Source organism: Pseudomonas sp. PL-6, from assembly GCF_054110165.1.
Genome location: NZ_CM134189.1, coordinates 1,433,036 through 1,453,238, shown reverse-complemented (window position 1 = coordinate 1,453,238; position 20,203 = coordinate 1,433,036). Strand labels below are relative to the sequence as shown.

The 20,203-nt window shown below is 64.8% G+C and carries 11 protein-coding genes and 3 pseudogenes; 5 read left to right on the top strand and 9 right to left on the bottom strand.

All coding sequences use genetic code 11. The features are described 5' to 3' along the window. Positions 1-10: 10 nt before the first annotated feature. Positions 11-1,009, bottom strand: a complete 999-nt coding sequence (locus ACW9UL_RS06690; RefSeq protein ID WP_457789644.1) for an AraC family transcriptional regulator — start codon at positions 1,007-1,009, stop codon at positions 11-13. Between the two features lie 169 nt (positions 1,010-1,178). Here ACW9UL_RS06690 and ACW9UL_RS06685 point away from each other — a divergent pair. The 4 genes and pseudogenes from ACW9UL_RS06685 to ACW9UL_RS06670 all read left to right on the top strand — a co-directional run. Further along, positions 1,179-2,366: pseudogene (locus tag ACW9UL_RS06685) on the top strand (acetyl-CoA C-acyltransferase family protein); the annotation flags it as partial. Between the two features lie 122 nt (positions 2,367-2,488). Next, entirely contained in the window at positions 2,489-3,097 is a 609-nt protein-coding gene (locus tag ACW9UL_RS06680) for a TetR/AcrR family transcriptional regulator (protein ID WP_130022014.1), read from the top strand. After that, positions 3,094-4,866 carry an acyl-CoA dehydrogenase C-terminal domain-containing protein gene (locus ACW9UL_RS06675; protein WP_457789642.1) on the top strand — a complete coding sequence of 591 codons (1,773 nt, stop codon included), beginning with the start codon at positions 3,094-3,096 and terminating at the stop codon, positions 4,864-4,866. The genes ACW9UL_RS06680 and ACW9UL_RS06675 overlap by 4 nt, the downstream gene beginning before the upstream one ends. Before the next feature lie 244 nt (positions 4,867-5,110). After that, complete coding sequence (locus ACW9UL_RS06670) at positions 5,111-7,288, top strand: sensor domain-containing phosphodiesterase (RefSeq protein WP_457789641.1); 2,178 nt, start codon at positions 5,111-5,113, stop codon at positions 7,286-7,288. A gap of 39 nt (positions 7,289-7,327) precedes the next feature. Here ACW9UL_RS06670 and ACW9UL_RS06665 read toward each other — a convergent pair. The 6 genes and pseudogenes from ACW9UL_RS06665 to ACW9UL_RS06640 form a co-directional block, all read right to left on the bottom strand. After that, a pseudogene (locus ACW9UL_RS06665) lies at positions 7,328-7,570 on the bottom strand (methyl-accepting chemotaxis protein); the annotation flags it as partial. 33 nt (positions 7,571-7,603) lie between these two features. Next, a pseudogene (locus tag ACW9UL_RS06660) lies at positions 7,604-8,296 on the bottom strand (PAS domain-containing protein); the annotation flags it as partial. Between the two features lie 119 nt (positions 8,297-8,415). Then, a complete protein-coding gene (locus ACW9UL_RS06655; RefSeq protein WP_372439511.1) occupies positions 8,416-9,381 on the bottom strand; it encodes a WD40/YVTN/BNR-like repeat-containing protein in 966 nt (321 codons plus the stop codon). 11 nt (positions 9,382-9,392) lie between these two features. Further along, positions 9,393-11,762 carry an efflux RND transporter permease subunit gene (locus tag ACW9UL_RS06650; RefSeq protein WP_457789640.1) on the bottom strand — a complete coding sequence of 790 codons (2,370 nt, stop codon included), beginning with the start codon at positions 11,760-11,762 and terminating at the stop codon, positions 9,393-9,395. Between the two features lie 53 nt (positions 11,763-11,815). Then, positions 11,816-13,492 carry a DUF1302 domain-containing protein gene (locus ACW9UL_RS06645; RefSeq protein WP_457789639.1) on the bottom strand — a complete coding sequence of 559 codons (1,677 nt, stop codon included), beginning with the start codon at positions 13,490-13,492 and terminating at the stop codon, positions 11,816-11,818. Between the two features lie 21 nt (positions 13,493-13,513). Next, positions 13,514-14,935 (bottom strand): DUF1329 domain-containing protein, encoded by a 1,422-nt coding sequence (locus tag ACW9UL_RS06640; RefSeq protein ID WP_457789637.1) that lies wholly within the window; start codon positions 14,933-14,935, stop codon positions 13,514-13,516. Between the two features lie 446 nt (positions 14,936-15,381). On the opposite strand from ACW9UL_RS06640, the gene ACW9UL_RS06635 reads away from it, so the two are divergent. Further along, complete coding sequence (locus ACW9UL_RS06635; protein ID WP_457789635.1) at positions 15,382-15,963, top strand: TetR/AcrR family transcriptional regulator; 582 nt, start codon at positions 15,382-15,384, stop codon at positions 15,961-15,963. 60 nt (positions 15,964-16,023) lie between these two features. On the opposite strand, the gene ACW9UL_RS06630 is transcribed toward ACW9UL_RS06635, so the two are convergent. Both ACW9UL_RS06630 and ACW9UL_RS06625 read right to left on the bottom strand, forming a co-directional pair. Then, positions 16,024-17,094: a phosphotransferase family protein gene (locus ACW9UL_RS06630; RefSeq protein WP_457789633.1), complete on the bottom strand. Its 1,071-nt coding sequence runs from the start codon at positions 17,092-17,094 to the stop codon at positions 16,024-16,026. A gap of 79 nt (positions 17,095-17,173) precedes the next feature. Beyond that, the gene (locus ACW9UL_RS06625; RefSeq protein WP_457789631.1) at positions 17,174-20,203 is read right to left on the bottom strand and encodes an efflux RND transporter permease subunit; all 3,030 of its coding nucleotides are present in this window, start codon (positions 20,201-20,203) and stop codon (positions 17,174-17,176) included.

Here is a 20,203-nt window from a genome sequence, read left to right as displayed (position 1 = left end):
CGGCTGCGGCCTAATCGCGCCCCGTGGTTTGCGCGGAGCGGTAGCGACCCGGGCTCATGCCGGTCCATTGGCGGAAGGCCCGGTGAAACGCGCTGGGCTCCTGGAAACCGCAGCGAATGGCGATCTCGGAAATGCTCAGGCTGCTGTCGTTGAGATAGTCGAAGGCCAGCGCCTTGCGCACCTCGTGCTTGAGCGCCTGATAGGAGAAGCCCTCGCGCTCCAGTTGCCGGCGAAAGGCCGACTCGCTCATGGCCACGTCCAACGCCATCTGGGTCTGCGACGGCCAGTCCAGCTCGGGAGACGCCTTCAGGCGGCGATAGACGCCGGCTGCCAGCCCGGCCCGATTGCGAAAGCGCACCACCACCCCTTCCGGCGCCTGGCGCAGGAACTGCTTGAGGCTGGCGAAGTTGCGCACCGTCGGCAGGGACAGCTGGACGGCGCTGAACTCCACTTCGGTGCGGGGCGCATCGAACTCGATCCAGGGGCCCCACAGCAGCGGATCGGCGCCATGGGGCGGCTGCGGATGGCCGAACTGGGTGTGATCCAGGTTGATTCGCCGCCCTACCAGCCAGCAGGCCACGCCGATCACCATGCTCAGGTAGATCTCTTCGGCGACGCCTCGGATGGCCTGATCGGCGATGCGGTTGTGCAGCACGATGGCGGCACGATTGCCCCGCAACTCCAGGTGCGCGTGGATATCCCGCAGGAACAGGTTGAAGCCGGACAGGCACTGGCGCAGCGCTCGGCCCAGATCCGGCTCGTGCACAACGCTGCGGCAGATGATGGCGAAGGCGCCGCGGGGCATGCCGCCCGAGTCGAAGGCGAAGAACTCGTCGCCCAGCTCCGCGGTGAGCAGCAGCCACAGCCGTGCGACCGACTCGGCCGGTACCCGCTGCGACGGATCATCGAGGCGGGCCGGCTCGATGCCGGCCTCACGCAGCAGCGCCTCGGCGCGTTGCGGCACATGGGCCAAGCGGTGCACGGCCGCCTTGACGAAATAAGCCGCCACCGAATCACCCTTGCGGACCGTTCGTTCGTCAGATGGCCCCGCACTAGACGTTTTCATAACACGCGATATGTCCAAATTCGTCATCCGCACCTGCGCAATTCTGGCATAGGAGACGGCCGGCCTCACGCCCTAGACTCGCGGTCATTCCACTACCGAACCAGGAGCGTCTCGGATGAACAGACCCGAAGTTTTCGTCGTCAGCGCGGTACGCACCGCCATCGGCACCTATGGCGGCACCCTGAAGGACACCCCACCCGCCCAGCTCGCAACGCTGGTTACCCTCGCAGCCCTCGAACGGGCGAACTGCGACCCGCAACAGGTGGAGCACGTGGTATTCGGCCACGTCATTCCCACCACCCCCAAGGACGCCTACATCAGCCGCGTGGCGGCCCTGCAGGCCGGGATTTCCAAGGAAGCGCCGGCACTCACGGTCAACCGCCTGTGCGGCTCGGGCCTGCAGGCCATCGTCAGCGCCGCCCAGGGCCTGCTGCTGGGCGATTCGCGCATCGCCGTCGCCGGTGGCGCCGAATCCATGAGCCAGGGTGGCTATCTGGTACCCAGCGTACGCTGGGGTGCGCGCATGGGCGATGCCAAGATGCTCGACTACATGCTCGGCGCCCTGCAGGACCCGCTGCACGGCATCCATATGGGCATCACCGCGGAGAACGTCGCCCAGCTGCATGGCATCAGCCGCGAGGAGCAGGACGCCCTGGCCCTGCAGAGCCAGCAACGCGCGGCCCGCGCGATCGCCGAAGGGCGCTTCGCCGAGCAGATCGTGCCGGTGGAGATCCAGACCCGCAAAGGTGTCATTCAATTCGAGACCGACGAGCACGTGCGCGGCGAGTTGACCCTGGAGCAGCTGGCGAAGATGAAGCCGGCCTTCCGCGAGGGGGGCAGCGTCACCGCTGGCAATGCCTCGGGCCTCAACGACGGCGCCAGCGCCCTGCTGCTGGCCAGCGGCGAAGCGGTGAAGGAACAAGGACTGCAGCCCATGGCGCGTCTGGTGGCCTATGCCCATTCCGGTGTCGAGCCTACCCTGATGGGCCTCGGCCCGATCCCGGCGACTCGTCTGGCGCTGCAGCGTGCAGGGCTGACGCTGGCCGACCTCGACGTGATCGAGTCCAACGAGGCCTTCGCCGCCCAGGCCTGTGCGGTGGCGCATGCGCTGAGCTTCGATCCAGACAAGGTCAACCCCAACGGCTCCGGCATTTCCCTGGGCCACCCGGTGGGCGCCTCCGGCGCCATCATCGCCACCAAGGCGATCCATGAACTGCACCGGATCAAGGGTCGCTATGCGCTGGCCACCATGTGCATCGGTGGCGGCCAAGGCATCGCCGTCATCTTCGAACGCGTCTGAAGGGGGCCGGTCCGGAAATGCGCCAGCACCCAACCCACGATGAGGGTGCTGCGCTCCCGGCCGGCTCCTTCGGCGCGTCTCGTACAGGCCGCTCCCGAACACCGCCTCTGAGGGGTTGCAACATGAACACAGCCAAGTGCGTGCAAGCCATCTCGCGCCCCGCCGGAACCGGTTCGCGCTTCGAGCGCAACCGCCCCAGGGCCCTGGAGCTGTTTGCCCGGCGCGGCTTCGCCCAGGTCAGCCTGCGCGAGTTGGCCAGCCACCTCGAACTGACCGCGGGCTCGCTCTACAACCACTGCTCCAGCAAGGAAGAGTTGCTCCAGGAGTTCATCGAAGAGCATTACATGGCACTGCTGTCGCTGTTCGATCGTCGCCATCAGCGCGAATCCGCCGATGCGACCCTGCAGGAGGTGATCCAGCGCCTGATAGCGCTCCACGAGTCCCATCCGCTGCACTTCCAGCTGGCAGCCCGCGACGCCGACTGTCTGAAGCCTGGCCAACGGCAGTACATCGATCGGCTGCGTCAGCAGGTGCAGCACAAGCTCCATGCGCTGCTCGGCGCCACCGGCTGCACCGGCCCCGAGCAGACCGGCGTTGCCGCCCTGGAGCTGTTCGAGCACTTGCCGCTGTGGCTCGCGCGCTACCCGCTGAGCGAGCGGCAGCGCTGCGAGACCCTGGTGCGCCTGCTGACGGCCACCACCCCCTTGTCGACTTTGGAGAACCGACCATGAGCAACTACCAGGCGCCCCTGCGCGATATCCACTTCGTCCTCAGTGAGGTCTTCGACGTCGGCCGGCAATGGGCCGCCTTGCCGGGGCTCGCCGACAGCCTGGACATGGACACCGCACACGCCATCCTCGAGGAGGCCTGCAAGGTCACCGCCGGCGTGATCGCGCCGCTCAACCGCAGCGGCGACGAGGAAGGCTGCTCCTGGGAAGGCGGTGCGGTGAAGACCCCGACCGGCTTCCCCGAGGCCTACCAGACCTACGCCGAGGGTGGCTGGGTCGGTGTCGGCGGCTCGCCCGAGTTCGGCGGCATGGGCATGCCCAAGGTGATCGGCGCCCAGGTCGAGGAAATGGTCAACTCGGCCAACCTGTCCTTCGGACTGTACCCGATGCTGACCGCCGGCGCCTGCCTGTCGATCCTCAACCATGCCAGCGAAGAGCTGAAGGCGCAGTACCTGCCGAACATGTACGAAGGCCGCTGGGCCGGTTCCATGTGCCTGACCGAGCCGCACGCCGGCACCGACCTCGGCATCATCCGCACCAAGGCCGAGCCTCAGGCCGACGGCAGCTACAAGATCAGCGGTACCAAGATCTTTATCACCGGCGGGGAACATGATCTCACCGAGAACATCATCCATCTGGTGCTGGCCAAGCTGCCGGACGCACCGGCCGGCCCGAAGGGCATCTCGCTGTTCCTGGTGCCGAAGCTGATGGTGGGCGCCGACGGCTCGCTGGGCGAGAAGAACTCGCTGTCCTGTGGCTCGATCGAGCACAAGATGGGCATCAAGGCCTCGGCCACCTGCGTGATGAACTTCGACGGCGCCACCGGCTACCTGGTCGGCGAGGTGAACAAGGGTCTCAACGCCATGTTCACCATGATGAACTACGAGCGCCTGGGTGTCGGCATCCAGGGCCTGGCCCTGGGCGAGCGCAGCTACCAGAGCGCCATCGAGTACGCCCGCGAGCGCATCCAGAGCCGCGCACCGACCGGCCCGGTCGCCAAGGACAAGGCCGCCGACCCGATCATCGTGCATCCGGACGTGCGCCGCATGCTGCTGACCATGAAGGCGTTGAACGAGGGCGGCCGCGCCTTCTCCAGCTACGTCGCCATGCAACTCGACACCGCCAAGTACAGCGAGGACAAGGACACCGCCAAGCGCGCCGAGAAACTGATAGCCCTGCTCACGCCGGTGGCAAAGGCCTTCCTGACCGATATGGGGCTGGAGACCACGGTGCACGGCCAGCAGATCTTCGGCGGCCATGGCTATATCCGCGAATGGGGCCAGGAGCAGCTGGTCCGCGACTGCCGCATCACCCAGATCTACGAAGGCACCAATGGCATCCAGGCGCTGGACCTGCTTGGGCGCAAGGTTCTCGCCGATGGCGGCAATGCGCTGGACGAGTTTCTCGCGGAAATCCGCCTGTACGCCCAAGAGCCCGGCGTCGAGCATCGCGATGCGCTGCTGGATGCCGTGCAACGGCTCGAAGAGTCCAGCGCCTGGATCCGTGACCAGGCCCAGCAGGACCCTCGCCAGGTGGGCGCCGCCTCGGTGGAATACCTGCACCTGTTCGGCTACGTCGCCTATGCCTACGTCTGGTCGCGAATGGCCAGCACAGCGAAGGCCAGACAGGCCTCGGACCCGGACTTCTACTCGGCAAAGCAGGCCACTGCGCGCTTCTTCTTCAAACGCATTCTGCCGCGTATCGAAGGCTTGAGTGCCTGCATACGCGGCGGCGCCGACAGCCTCTACGAACTGACGGCGGATCAGTTCTAGCCCCCTGGTTCACCCCTGCCCCAGGACCCAGTTGAGCGTTCGCGCGGCGTAAGCCGCGCTTTTTTTTTCGATGCCCCCCGGCGCGGGCCGCATGCCAATTGATGGCCGCCATGCCGTCCCGACTGCGCGGCTACACTGATAGCAGAGCCTGGTTAGCCCTGGCCCTCGCGCGCCTGGCTACGGGCAGCAGTACCGCTGGAGCCTCCTACTATCGCGTCGATGCATGTCCGCTGGAGGAGCGACCATGGCAGCTGTTCAGCTTCGTGCTACGTGCGCCCCCCTGTCCGCCGCGGAACTCGAGGGCTTCGTCAAGCTGGCGGCGCTCACCTGCCAGGTGCAAATGGCCATGCTGACGTTCCCGGACCAAGGCGGCGACTGGTGCGGCGCGCTACTGGGCATGGCCGATGGCGAGAACGCCTGGCAAGGCGCGTCGAGCGCCGCCGTCACCACTGCCCAGGAGCGGATTCAGGTAGCGGATGCCTCGACCAACGAGCGCTTGCGCCACTGCGCTCTGGTAGCCGGGCCGCCTTTTATCAAGTGCTTTGCCGGTGTCCCCATCGCCCTGGCGGGAGGCGAAATGGTCGGTGTGCTGGCGGTCGCCGACACCCTACCCAAGCCTCTCGATGCCTCGCAGCTGGAGGCGCTTGAGCTGCTGGCCCGGCACATCGCCGCCTTGATCGAGCAGCGCAGCGGCCAGCGTGAGCTGGCGGATCGGCTCGCCCGGGAGCTGGTCGAGATCGATGGCCTACGGGAAAGTCAGCGCACCCTGCAGACCCTGATCGGCAACCTCCCCGGCGTGGCGTATCGCTGTCGCAGCGACCTCTCCTGGCGCCTCGAACTGGTCAGCGAGGGCTGCCTGAAACTTACCGGTTATACCGCCGACGATCTGATCGAGGGGCGGGTCAAGATGGTGGATATCATTCACCCAGGCGACCTGCCAACGCTCCGCCGCGGGGTTGCCAAGGCCTTGAAGAAGCGCCAACCCTACCAGTCCAGCTACCGGATCCAGACACCGAATGGCCAGACCAAATGGGTCTGGGACAAGGGCTGCGGCATCTACTCTGCAGATGGGCAGGTACTTGCCCTGGAGGGCTTTATCACCGATATCAGCGAGCTCAAGTGCGCCGAAGAGCGCATACGCACAATGGCCTATTTTGACGAACTGACCGGCCTGCCCAATCGACTGTCCATGCACGAGGCCCTGAGCACAGCCATCGCCCGCTCGGGCGACTCGCACGCCCCGCTAGCCTTGCTGCATGTCGAGGTCGACAACTTCAGGGAAATCAATGAAACCCTCGGCTACCGCGAAGGCGACCGGCTGCTGCAGGCACTCGCGGCCAGGCTGCAAGAGCGTGGCGAGCCGCAGGAAAGGCTGGCGCGGATCGCCGAATCCGCCTTTGCCCTGTTGCTGCCGGGGCAGGACGCCAGTCAGGCGATGCAGGTAGCGCGCGACGTAGCGCAGACGCTCCAGGCACCGCTGGCGCTGGGCGAACTGCTGGTGCACAGCGACTGCAGTATCGGCATCACGCTGTTCCCCGGACATGGCAACGACCCCGATGCCCTGCTGCGCCGCGCGAATGTCGCCCGCTACGGCGCCAAACAGGGCGCGGAGAGAGTGGCGATATATGCCGGTTCGCTGGATAGCGACAACGCCCAGCGGCTGGCTCTGATGACCGACCTACGGCGCGCCATCGAACGCGACGAACTGCTCCTGCTGTTTCAACCCAAGCTGCGCATGGGCTCGAAACGGGTCAGCGGCGTGGAAGCCCTGGTGCGCTGGGAGCATCCCGAACGAGGCCTGATCAGCCCCAGCCAGTTCATCACCTTCGCCGAGAGTGCGGGCCTGATCACCAAGCTGACCTACTGGGTGTTGGCGGCCGCAGTCCGGGAAAGCCATCTGTGGCATGACGCAGGTCGAGCCGTTCCGATTGCCATCAACCTGTCCCCCCACGACATCCGCGACCCGCAGCTCAACGAGCAGATCGCGCGCGCCCTGCAAACCTGGGGCGGCGCCCCGGACTGGATTCAGTTCGAGCTTACCGAGAGCTGCATCATGGAGGACCTGGCGGCTGCCCGGCAGGTGCTCACGCGGTTGCGCGAAGCGGGCTTCAAGATATTCATCGATGACTTCGGCACCGGCTACTCCTCCCTGTCCTACCTGAGAAAACTGCCGGTGGACTACATCAAGATCGATCAGTCCTTCGTCAGTGGCCTGGGTAGCGACAAGGAGTCGGCGGCCATCGTCAAAACGATCATCGAGCTGGCCCATAGCCTGGGCATCGAGGTGGTCGCCGAAGGGGTGGAATCGACCGAGGCCATGGACATGCTCTCCGGCTGGGGCTGCGAGGAGGCCCAAGGCTACTGCATCAGCAAGCCGATCTCCGGACGCGACTTCCAGTCCTGGAGTCGCGCCTTCGCCTGAACGTGGCTCCTCCAATCGCTAGCAAGCCGCTCTGGCGGTCAGCATTTCCTGGATCTTCTGGGTGGCCTCGCGGGTCCTGCCGGCGAGCTTCTTCACCTCGTCGGCCACCACGGCGAAGCCACGGCCCTGCTCGCCGGCGCGGGCCGCCTCGATCGCCGCATTGAGCGCGAGCAGGTTGGTCTGGTCGGCGATGCCCTTGATCACCCCCACCACCTGCGAGATCTGCTCGTAGGTGGCCTGTATGCCGGCCTGCTCGCGGACGCGAATGGTCTCCGCCAGGCGCTCGTCCGAGATGTCGCGCACGGCACCGATGATCCGGCAGAGTTTGCCATCGCGCCCCAGGACACCCTGGCCGCGTTCGCGGAACCACACCTCGCCCCGGCTCTTGTGCCGCATCCGGTACTCGACCGAATATGGCGAGGAAATATCGCCGATGCGAAAGTACTCGCTCACTACCGCCACCACCCGATTCAGATCATCCGGATTGACGATCGAGTAATAGCCTTCCAGATCGTTCTGGAAGTCGCGCTCCGAGTAGCCCAGCAGATCGCGGAACTGCTGCGACCAACGCAACTGATTGTCCGGGTGAGCCGGATCCCCGTCGACTACAACCAGTTCCCAGCAAACCTCCGTCAGCAGGTTCCGGGTCACCTCCCAGATCTCTTCCCGCTCGGCGCAGGCGGCCAGTCGCTCGTCCGAGGCAAGCAGCCTGTACCGGCCCTCTTCGAGTTCGCCGCGCAGTTGCCCCAGCTCGTCCCGGGCGCTGCGCAGGCACTCGCGCAACTCACGGACCAGCGCGTTCTCCTCGTCGCTCGGGGTCGGTGCAGCGGCGGCCTCGGCCTGACGGCCAAACCAGCGCTCCAGGTTAGCGAAGCTATCGAGCAGCTCGGGATAGCGACCGATCAGGTCGCAGCGGTACGACGCCTGGTCCGACTGGCCGCTTAACAATGCGGATATTCTCAGGCTGACTTCCCCAGCCAAGCGCTTCAGTTTTCTCCCGGCAAACATAAGCCCTCCGGTCTAGACAGTCGTAAAAAAGGGCCGAGCGTCGAATGACAACAAGGCCCTGAAAAAGGCTTCGATCGATCGCGGCGCGAGCGGCGCCGGCGACGCTCGTAGCTAGCCCGTCACTCGCCCTGTGCGGCTATCACGCCACGCCGGGAGAACAGGACGGGGCGATCACCGTCGGCGAGCAGGGCGGCGGTCAGCGAGACGCCATCCTCGGCGTCCTGGCGCTGGAATGAGCGCCCCCCGTCGCGGCTACGCACCAGCAGGCCGTCGAGACCGGCGACCAGCACCTGACGCCTCGCGGCGACTATGCTGGTGACCGAGCTCTTGCTCTGCAGCGGCACGTGCCGCCAGTTGCGCCCGTCTGCCGAGCCGTGCAGCAGCGTGCCGCGCTGGCCACCGACCAGCAGCGAGCCGTCGGCCAATGCCGCGCCCGACCACAGGGTGCCTTCGTAGCCGGTGTCCAGATAGCGCCAGCTCTGGCCGTAGTCGACCGAGTGCAGCAGCTGACCGCGCTCGGCAGTGGCGTACAGGCCGCCCTTGGCGTCGGCGAACAGCCCCATCAGGTTGAGGTCGGCCCGGCCATAGCCCGGCGGCGCGTCCAGCGTCTGCTCGCGCCAGGTCTGCCCGCCGTCGTCGGTGGTCAGCACCAGCGACCAGAGGCCGACCGCGACCCCTTGCCGGGCATTGAAGAAATGCACGGCGAACAGCGGACGGTCCTCTTCGCTGGACAGCCGCTGGATCTGCCAGGATTCGCCGCCATCGCTGCTGGCCAGGATCGCCCCCCAATGACCGACCGCCCAACCATGCTGCGCGTCGGCGAAGCTGACGCCGGTCAGCGGCGTGGAAACCGGTACCGAGCGGGCCTGGCGAAAGCTCTGGCCGTCATCGTCGGACAGCAGCACCACGCCATGGTCGCCCACGGCCACCATGCGCCCGCCAGCCCAATCGGCATCGAGCATGGTCGCCGCGCTGGCATGGCTCACGGTCAGGGCCCGCTCGGCTCGCAGCGGTTGCGCCTGCACGCTGGCGAGCGGTAGCGCTGCGGCGAGCAGCGCGCCCATCAAGAAAAACGCGTATCGCATCTGCTCTCTCCTCAATGCGCCAGGGCGCCGATCATGCGCACCGGGCGCTTGCGCGGGAACACCCGCTCCAGCCAGACGGCGAAAGCCGGCAGCACCGTCATGGCCATGACCATGTTGACCATGAACATGAAGGCCAGCAGCTTGCCCATGTCGGCCTGGAACTTGAGTTCGGAGAACGCCCAGGTGGCGACGCCGATGGCCAGGGTGATGGCGGTGAAGATGGTCGCCACGCCGACCTCGAGCAATGCATGCTCGACGGCCTTGACAATCGGCTGGCCGTTGGCCTGGTGCAGTTGCAGACGGTTGTAGATGTAGAAGGCGTAATCGACACCGATGCCCACCGCCAGCACCATCACCGGCAGGGTGGCGATGGTCAGGCCGATCTGCAGCTCCTTCATGAACCAGTAGCCGATAAAGGTGCCGATGGTCAGCGGCAGGCAGCACACCAGCACGGCGCGCAGGTCGCGGTAGACGGCGAACACCAGTAGCGCGATGGCGGCGTAGACATACAGCAGCATCGGCATTTCGCTCTTCTCCACCTCCTCGTTGATCGCCGCCAGCACGCCGGCATTGCCCGATGCCAGACGCACCGAGACGCCCGGCATGGGGAACTCGGTGCGAAACGCCTTGGCAGCCTCAATCACCCGGTTGATGGTGGTTGCCTTGTGGTCCGCCAGGTACAGGTGCACGGCGGTCATGCTGCAGTCGGCACGCATGATGCCCGAGATTCGCGCGACCTCGGTGGCAAGCGAGGAGTAGTTCATGGAGTCGATGGGCACCGCGCTCATCTTCGGATTGCCCTCGTTGTAGCCCTCGTTGAACTGGCGCATGCCGCTGGAGAACGAAGCCACCGACAGCACCCCGGGAACGCCCTGCATGGCCCAGACGAAGCGATCCTGGTACTGCCCCAGGGCCACGTTCTCGCAGGCGCCGGTGACCTCGCCGGACTCGTCCGGCGCGACCTCGAAGACCACGCTGAGCCAGTCCAGGCCGATGTCGTAGTTGCCGGCGATGGATACCGCATCGCGGTTGAAACGGGCATCCTCGCGCAGCTCCGGCGCGCCGGCCTGCAGCGTGCCGACAACCCGGTCATGGCTCTGCCAGATCGCCGTGAGGAACACCAGCAGGGCGCCGCCCAGCACCAGCTGGGCATTGCGCCACTCGGCGAGGCGCGCCAACCCATGCAGCCAGCGGGCACGGCGCTCGCGCGAAAGCTCCTCGGCGCTGGCGTAGCTGCCGTCTATCTTGAGCATCGACGCCACCAGCGGCAGCATCACCAGGTTGGTGATGATTTTGTAGGCCACGCCGAGCGACGCGGTGATGGCCAGCTCGCGTACCATCGGGATCGGGATCAGCAGCAGGGTGACGAAGGACACGAAGGCCGTGACCAGCGCCAGGGTGCCCGGAATCAGCAGGCCACTGAAACTGGAACGTGCCGCTTCCTCGGCGCTCTTACCGCAGGCGATTTCCCGCACGATGTAGTTGATCTGCTGCACGCCATGGGACACGCCGATGGCGAACACCAGGAAGGGCACCAGCACGGCCAGTGGATCCAGGCCGTAGCCGAGCAGGCGTAGGCTGCCGAACTGCCAGATCAGCGAAGTCAGCGAGCAGCCGAGCGCCAGCAGGGTGAAGCGCACAGAATGGCAGTACCAGTAGACCGCCGCCGCGGTCAGCAGCAGCGCCAGCAGGCAGAACTCCAGCACGGCGGAGGCGCCGTCGGCGATATCGCCGATCTGCTTGGCGAAGCCGATGATCTGGATTTCGAACGCGGTGTCCTCGAACTGCGCGCGAATCTGCTGCTCCAGGACCTGGTTATAGGCCACGTAGTCCAGCTGCTGGCCATTTTCGTCGAGCTCGTTGAGCTCGGCGGTGATCATCGCGCTGCTTTGATCGCGCGCCACCAGGGTGCCGACGAAGCCACCCTGGGCCGTGGAGTTGGCGATCTTGTCGATGATCCCCTGATCGAGACGCTCGGGCGTCACGGTGCCGGGGATCAGGGGATCGGCGCGAAAGCCCTCCTCGGTGATCTCGTTGACGAAGGAGTTGGGTGTCCACAGCGACTGCACGCTGCTGCGCGAGACCCCGGGCAGGAAGGTCACCGCCTGGGTCACATCATACAGCCGCTTTAGCCCGGCCACGCTCCAGATCGAGCCGTCGCGGGCCTTGACCACTATGGTCAGGCGATTCGCCCCTATCAGGTCGGTGCGGTAGGCCTGGAAGGTCTCGACGTATTCATGGCCGATCGGCAATTGCTTCTCGAAGCCCGCATCCATGCGCAGCTGCACGGCAAACCAGGCCATGCCCAGGGTGAACAGGGCGAGCAGCACCAGCACCAGCCGGCGCTGGCGGAACAGCCAGCCCTCCAGGCGTGGCAGCACGCCACGCCCCCTCTGGTCGGACTTGTCTACAACAGGAGTATTCACTGCATGCCTCACATCGAGTGCGAAATCGCCAGGCCAACGTAATCGCGATCACGCAGCATCTGGTCGTAGGAGGTGTCGCCATCGTTGAACTTCGCGTAGTTCAAGCTGACCTGCCAGTTACCCGGGTTGCGCACGAAGTTCAGGTACAGGTTCATCGCGCTGGCATCACGGGTGTAGGTCGAATAGATCGATGGCGTGCGACCATTGCCCAGCGACTGCTGGTAGTAGATGCCCGGGGTAACCGTCCAGCCCGGAATCAGGCTGCCGTCATAGGTCAGGCTGAAGTCGAGGTGGATTCCCGAGGAGGTCGCGTTGCCGTGGGATTTGGGCGGGAACTGCGACAGATCCTCGACCCAGGTATTGGCCCCCGGGGCGACCAGCTCGCCGTCGTAGCTGTCATGCAGGCCCGGATACTTCACCAGCACCAGTTCCGTCAGCAGGGTACCGGTGCTGGCCCCGGTGAAGTCGAGCAAATCCGGGGAGTTGGCGTTGGTCATGCTGTAGATGCCGGTCAGGTGCCACTGGAATTTCTTGGTGTCCTTCCAGCACTCCCCTCCCCGTCCCGAGCAAGGCGCAGGGCCGAATGCGAGGCCTGGCAAGGGGTTGAGCGGCACCGCCTCCTTGGGTCGATAGGACAGCTCGGTACCAACGGCCCAGTCGCCGACCGGCAGGTTGGCGCTGATGCCGTAGAGCATACGCTCTTCCGGGTAGACCCAGGTGGGCGCGAAGGTGGCCTGGTCGTAGCGCGCCTGCGGCAGCTTGTCGTGATAGCGCATCACGTAGAAGCCGTAGTTGACGTCGCTGTCCTGCGGCTGCCAGCGTACCGAGAGGCCCCACTGACCGCTGTCGCGGGCGTCCTTATCGTCGTAGCCGTACTCCTCCATGCCCTCGCCGATCACGTTGTAGGTCGACCAGTAGCTGCCCACCGGCGGCAGTTCGCTCTTGTTCCAGCCGAACTGGTAGTAGGCCTCGACGTTCACGCCGTAACCAAGCCCGGTGGCGACGCTGAGCATCGGCGCCGGCAGCACGGCTTCCTTGAGCTGCACCCCTGGGCTCGAGAGGGCCTGGAAGTCATAGGCGTTGGTGGCGTTTATGCCGCCGATGGCGAACAGGCTCTCGCCCCAGTTGATCACCTGGTTACCCAGGCGCGCCCGCACCCGCTGATCGGCCACATCGAAGCCCTTGCTCACCCACAGATCGAGCAGGCGCGCCTTGAACTTCAGTTCGTCACGTGCATCATCGGTCAGCCCGTCGCTGCCGATATCCGAGCCCATGGCCTGCCAGAACTGGGTTTCGGCACCCAGCGTTCCCGTGGTGTCGGTGGCGGCGAAGTCCCGCTTCCAGCTGCCACGCGCCATGAAGGTGAAGTCCTCGGGAAACTTCAATACCAGTTCGTGAACGCCCTTGAGATAGTGGGTGAACAGATCGCCCTTGTCGTAGTTCAGGTTGCCCTGATCACCGATACCGGAAACGGTCGGATCCAGACAGCCACCAGGAGCGCCGTGCCCGGTCGCACCGGCGTTGATCAGATCGCATCCCTGGGACTGGGTGCGCACCCCCATGCCCCAGCCGATGGTGGAATCGAACGAACCACGAATGTTGTCCGTCTCGAAGGTGAAACCCATGGCCAGCGGCGCTGTGCAAGCAATCACCAGACCCGATGCTTTAGAAATTGTTCTTTTCATGTCGGCTCCCAAAATTCGCAATTAGCGTTCGCTGATGGTCCGCAGGTTGTCGGAGGTGTAGAAGTCGCGCTTCATGCGCGGATTGCCTTCGACCTCGGTCAGCCAGCGGTGATCCTTCTTGCCCACGCCAATGGAGGTCATGTCGTAGAGGTAGCGCCCATCGACCAGGTTGTACTGGACCTGGGCGGCGACATCGCAACTGCCGGTCTCGTAGACCGGGATCAACTGACCTTCACGCACCTTCCAGATCTGCCCTTGCTTGTCGTAGTCGACGGCCAGCAGGCCATTCCAGCTGTCCTCATCGATGTAGAAGACCCGCTTCGGGGCCTGGTGGCGCATGCCCTGACGCACCGTGGCCTCGACCACCCAGACACGATGCAGCTCGTAGCGACGGTACTCGGGGGCGAAGTAGTCGGGCTGAGCCACGTCATCGATCTTGGCCGAGGTGTCATAGGCGCCGAACGAGTTGTAGGGCACGATCAGCTCCTGCTTGCCGACCAGTTTCCAGTCGAAGCGATCCAGGGGGCCGTAGAAGATGATCGACTCGTCGATGGTGTACTGGTTGTCGAGGCCGATCTGCGGTGCGTCGTAGGAGTAGGCGGGCATGCGGCGTACGCGACGCTGGCCGGGGAAGTAATAGAAGGTAGTGGTCTCCTCGCCGGCCTTGGTGGTCAGCACACCGGCCTGTCCAGCCAGGGACACCGGGTCGTAGTAGCTGAAGTAGGTGGCGGTTTCCAGCCGGTCATGGGACGAGAACAGCGAGCTGCCCTTCTCCCCCCACGGGGTGTACATGTTCCAGTCCAGCGAGGTACGCAGCCAGTCGCCACCGGCCTTGCGCGGCGAGATGCCAGAGATCGTCTTGGACATGACGAAGCCGACGCCGCGGTAATGCATCTTCATGTTCCACATCACCTCCGCCCCTGTGGTCGGCATGGGGAAGGGAATGCCCGGCACATGAGCCTCCTGCAGGGCCAGACCGGCGCTGTCCAGGGTGGCGAAGCCAAGGTTCTTCTTGGTGTTCTCGGCGACGAAATCCGGCACGCCACAGCTGCGGCGGGTGGGGTAGACATCCATGCGGAAGCCCGGGAGCTTGTTGAACAACTCCAGCTGGGCGGGCGCCAGCTTGCTCGCATGCTGCGAGACGTTGCTGGCATCGATGCTAAAGAGCGGCTTGTCGTCCTTGAACTTCCAGTGCTGGCCCCGTACCTGGCCGTAGACCCAGCTCCCACCCTGCGGGCCAGGTGCAGTCCATGCCGGAATCGCCCCATCGGCGCTGGCCGCTGCTTCCGCTCCCAACGGAGTCAGCGTGGTACCTAGCAGTGCAGGATCCTTCTCCGCAGCTTGAACCGCACAGATGGCGGATGCCGCCAATGCCACGACCAGATGCCTTGCGCCACTGAAGGTGGAGACACCGGGGCGCGAGCGCTCAATTACTTCATTCATTGGAAAGTCCTCATGGGGCTTGAACCGGCTACCCGAGCTGCCTGGCAGGGAAAATCGGGCTGTGCCACACTTTTGGTCAAATGACTTGATCACTTGACCAAGTCATTTGACCAAAGCAAAGCACATGCCATCCCGACAAACTGAAAATATCTCTTTTATTTCAGATGGTTATGCAATTTAAGCCGCCCTGGCGGCGATACCCAAATACCCAGTACGCACCATCTTGGTTGGCACACCGCACCATTCTGGGTATTTACGAAACACACGTTATGTTTATTTGGGAAGCTTGGTGGTTTGTCGATCTGCCCGCATGCATGAGGCAAAAGAAGCAGCGCAACAGCCGATACGGCTCGACCCGTTACCCGGCGGGTGCCGATGCGGTAGCATCCGCCGGCGTCGAGTCCCATGAAGACAGTTAAGCAGTAGCCAAAGGAGATCAGATAGCTATGGCCAGAGTGGGCGCTGAACTGCGCAGACAGGACTTCGTAGAGGCGACCGTCAAGGTGATCGCCGAACATGGCGTTGCGAACGCCACGACGCGGCGCATCGCGGCGGCCGCGGATTGCCCTCTGGCAACGCTGCACTATGTGTTCCGCACCAAGGACGAGCTGTTCTATGCGGTCTACGAGTCGCTGTTCAACCTGCCCCATCAGGCGCTGGAGCATGTGGCCGCCGGTTCGACCGCAGCCGATAGCGCGGCAGAGATGCTGCGCCACCTGATCACCTGGCTGACCGATCACCCGGAACTGGCCAAGGCGCAGACCGAGCTCTTCTATTGGACGCTGCGTAACAATCCGGAGATGGCGAGCAAGATCTTCGCGGTGGCCTCCGAGGCCATCGAGCGCGAGCTCGAGCGGGCCATCGGCAATCAACTCGAGCCGGCGTTCCTGCAATCGACCAGCCGCTTGCTCATTCAACTGGCCGACGGTCTGATCATCGCCTGGGCCGCTCACAGGGACTCGGCGCGGCTCAAGAGCGAAACCGAGACGGCCTGCCGGGCGCTGCAACTGTTCGTGGCCAACCGCTGAGCGCTCAGCGCCGACGCCCTTTTCGGCCCGTTCGGCCGGGGGCGACAGCGCAGTAGGCTCTTACAAGCGCGACCGAGAAATGACCTGCAGGGCCGCCTGCTCCAGCAGCCGGTTCATCTGGATGAACTCGGCGAAGCGCGGGTCCCGCGTCTGGCCATGGTAGAAGCGGTAGTAGATCTGCTGGACGATGCCGGCCAGGCGGAACAGCCCGTAACAGTAGTAGTAATCCAGATTGTCGATGGCAGGCAGCCCGGCGCGCTCGGCGTAGTAGTCGGCGAACTGCTGGCGAGTGAGCATGCCCGGGGCGTTGCTCGGCTGGCGGCGGATCGACTGCATGGGCTGCGGATCGCCGGCCTCGATCCAGTAGGCCAGGGTGTTGCCCAGGTCCATCAGCGGATCGCCGAGGGTGGTCAGCTCCCAGTCCAACACGCCGATGATCTCGCTCGGGTTCTGCGGGTTGAGAATGACGTTGTCGAAGCGGTAGTCGTTATGCACGATGCCCGGCTTGAGGTCATCGGCCGGCATCTTGTCGCGCAGCCAGGCCTTGACCGGCTCCCAGGTCGGCGCATCGGGGGTCAGGGCCTTCTCGTAACGGCTGATCCAGCCGCCGATCTGGCGCTCCACATAGCCTTTCGGCTTGCCCAGGTCGCCGAGGCCGCACGCGTTGTAGTCGACCTTGTGCAACTCCACCAGCTTGTCGATAAAGCTTTTGCACAGCGCGTTGGTCTGATCGGGCGTGAATGCCAACTCCACCGGCATTTCCGAGCGCAGGATGATGCCCTTGACCCGCTCCATCACGTAGAACTCGGCGCCGATTACCGACTCGTCGGTGCAGTGCACGTAGGCCTTGGGGCAGTAGGGAAAACCGGCGTTGAGCTGGTTGAGGATGCGGTATTCGCGACCCATGTCGTGCGCCGACTTGGCCTTGTGGCCGAACGGCGGACGGCGCAGGACGAACTCCTGCTCGGGATACTCGATCAGGTAGGTCAGGTTCGAGGCGCCGCCAGGGAACTGGCTGATCTTCGCTTCGCCGCTCAGGCCGGGAATGTGGGCCTTGAGGTAGGTATCGATAACGGCGGCGTCGAGTTCTTCGCCGGAGCGGATACCGATGCTTTGGTCTGTCAGCGTCATGCTCGTCTCATCTGCTGTGGGTTGTTGAACTGGCCCCTCGACTCGATGCGGCCGCTCACCGGCCGCCGAGACGGAAGGCTCATGCTGCTCGGTAGACCAGCGCATAAAATACCGGCAGCACGACCATGGTGAGGACGGTCGCAAACAGCAGACCGCCGATGATGGTAATGGCCATGGACACGAAGAAGGCATCGAAGACCAACGGGATCATGCCGAGCGCCGTCGTCAGCGCGGCCATCGCTACTGGACGCAGACGGCTCGCCCCGGCATCGATGATCGCCAGCAACAAATCCTTGCCCTCATCGCATTCCAGATCGATCTGCTCGATCAACACGATGGCGTTCTTGATCAGCATGCCGATCAGGCTGAGGAAACCAAGCAGTGCCATGAAGCCGAAGGGCTGCCCGGTGAGTAGCAGGCCCGCAGTCACGCCGATCAGCGCCAGCGGCACGCACAGCCAGATCACCAGTGGCTGGCGCAGCGTGTTGAACATCATGATGGTGATCAGCACCATCACCGCGATAAACACCGGGATGCTCGCGGCAAGGCCGGCCTGGGCCTTGCCGGCGTCCTCGTACTCCCCGCCCCACTCCAGGCTGTAGCCGGGCGGCAGCGGCAAGGCTTCGACCTGTGGGCGCAGCCGCGAGAACAGGTCATTCGCATTGCCTTGCCTCGGGTCGGCGAAGACGGTGAGCGTGCGCTTGCGGTCGCGCCGATGGATCAACTCGTCCTCGAAGGTGGTTTCGAACGACCGCACCACCTGCTGCAACGGAATCATCCGCTGCGCCACTGGGCTCCAGATCTGCAGATTCGCCAGGCCATCGATGTCGTTACGCGACGCTTCGTCGACACGCACGATGATCGGCAGCAGCAGGTCCGCCTCGCGATGGACGCCCGCGGTCACGCCCTGGAAACCCTCCCGGATCGCCGCCGCCACCATGGCGCGGGTGATGCCGTTGACGTTGGCCTGCTCCTCGGCCAGAGTCGCTTGCACCAGCTTTACCCGTTGCCGCCAATCGGTGCGCACCGCCTTGGCGTCGGGATCTTGCCGAAAAATTTGCTGCACCTGATCGCCGAGCCGGCGCAACTCGCTCGGGTCGGGGCCGCTGAGCCGGGCCTGAATCTTGCCGCTTACCCCCGTGCCGAGTTCGAACGGCGAGGCATATGCCAGTGCGTCCGGGAAGCGGGAGGCGAGTTCGGTCTCGACTTTCGCCATGAGGCCGGCGATGACGCGGTAATCGTCCACGCTGACCAGAAACTGCGCATAAGCCGGGTTGGGCTGCTCCGGCTGGTAGGTAAGCAGGAAGCGCAACGCGCCCTCGCCCAGAGTAGTGGTCACGTGCGTCACCCCGTCCTGCTCCAGCAACAAGCGCTCGACCGGCTCGGCCTCGGCACGCGTGGCGTCTATATGGGTGCCCTGGGGAAGCCAGTAATCCACCATGAACTGGGGACGTGTCGAGCTAGGGAAGAAGCTCTGCTCGACCAGGGTAAAACCCCACAGGGAGACGGCAAACAGGCCGGCCACGCTTGCCGTGCTCAGGTAGCGGCGCCTGATACAGGCACGCAGCAAGTCCTTGTAACGCCGGTAGAAGCCGCTGCCGTAGAGATCGCTATTTGCCTGATCGGCCGTGGGCGCCTTCAAGAACATGACGCACAGCAGCGGCGTCACCGTGACCGCGGTCACCCAACTCAGCAGCAGCGAGACCATCACCACCTGGAACAGCGAGCGACAGAACTCGCCGGTGGCGTCGTTCGAGGTACCGATCGCGGCAAAGGCCAGTATCGCGATCAGGGTGGCTCCGAGCAGCGGCCAGGCCGATTGCTTGACGACGGTGGCAGCCGCCTGTTCGGCGCTCTCGCCCTTCTGCATGCGGATGAGCACACCGTCGACCACCACGATGGCGTTGTCGACCAGCATGCCCAGCGCGATGATCAAGGCGCCCAGCGAGATACGCTCGAGCGCGACGCCCATCGGTTCGAGAAACAGGAAGGAGCCGGCGATGGTCAGCAGCAGCACAAAGCCGATCAGCAGCCCGCTGCGCAGGCCCATGAACAGCAGCAGTACCGCCACGACGATGGCAACCGCCTCCAGCAGGCTCTCGACGAAGCCCGAGATGGCGGTGGTGACGGCCTCCGACTGCAGCGACACGATGCCGAACTCCATGCCGACCGGGCGCTGCCCCTCAAGCTCCGCCATGCGTGCCTGCAGCGCCTCGCCCATGGTCACCACGTTGCCACCGGAGACGGTGGAAATGCCGAGGCCGATACCGGTCCGACGGTCGAAGCGGATCTCGGCAGCGCTGGGCTCCACATAGCCGCGACGGACGCTGGCGAGGTCGCGCAGATGGAACTGCCGGCCGTCGCCGCCATGGATTAGCAAGGCCTCGAAATCGCCCACCGAACTGAGCCCACCCGATGGCGCCAGGGTGACGAAGGCCGAGCCAACCCGCGCTCGCCCGGCATCCGTCGCCACCCCCTTCTGACGCAGCTCTTCGACTATGGCGGCGGGCGCCAGACCCAGTTGCGACAGACGATCACTGTTGAACTCGACGAAGATGGCCTCGCGGCGCTCGCCAAAGGTGGTGATCTTGCCGACGTCCTGTACCAGCAGCAGCTCGCGGCGCAGCCCATCCACGTAGTCCTTGAGCTCGGCATAGCTGTAGCCGTCGCCGGTGACCACCAGGAACACGCTGTAGACGTCGCCATAGTCATCGAGCACGATCGACGGCCCGGCACCCGGCGGCAGATCGCGCTGCACATCTTCGATCTTGCGCCGCAGCTCGTCCCAGACTTGGGGCAAGCTCTCGCGGTCGTAGTTGTCCTTGACGGTCACGGTCAGCGTCGATAGCCCACGCTCGGACTTCGAGCGCACGCGCTCCAGCTGCCCGAGCTGCTGCACGGCTTTCTCCAGGCGGTCGCTGACTTCCTGCTCCACCTCCAGGGCCGACGCCCCAGCGTAGGGCGTGACGACCAGCGCCTCCTTGATGGTGAACTCCGGATCTTCCAGGCGGCTCATGCCGTTATAGGTCATTAACCCGGCAACTAGCATCGCCCCGGTTAGTACCAGGGTGACCAGACGCTTCCTGATGGCGACGGCGGCGATATCCAT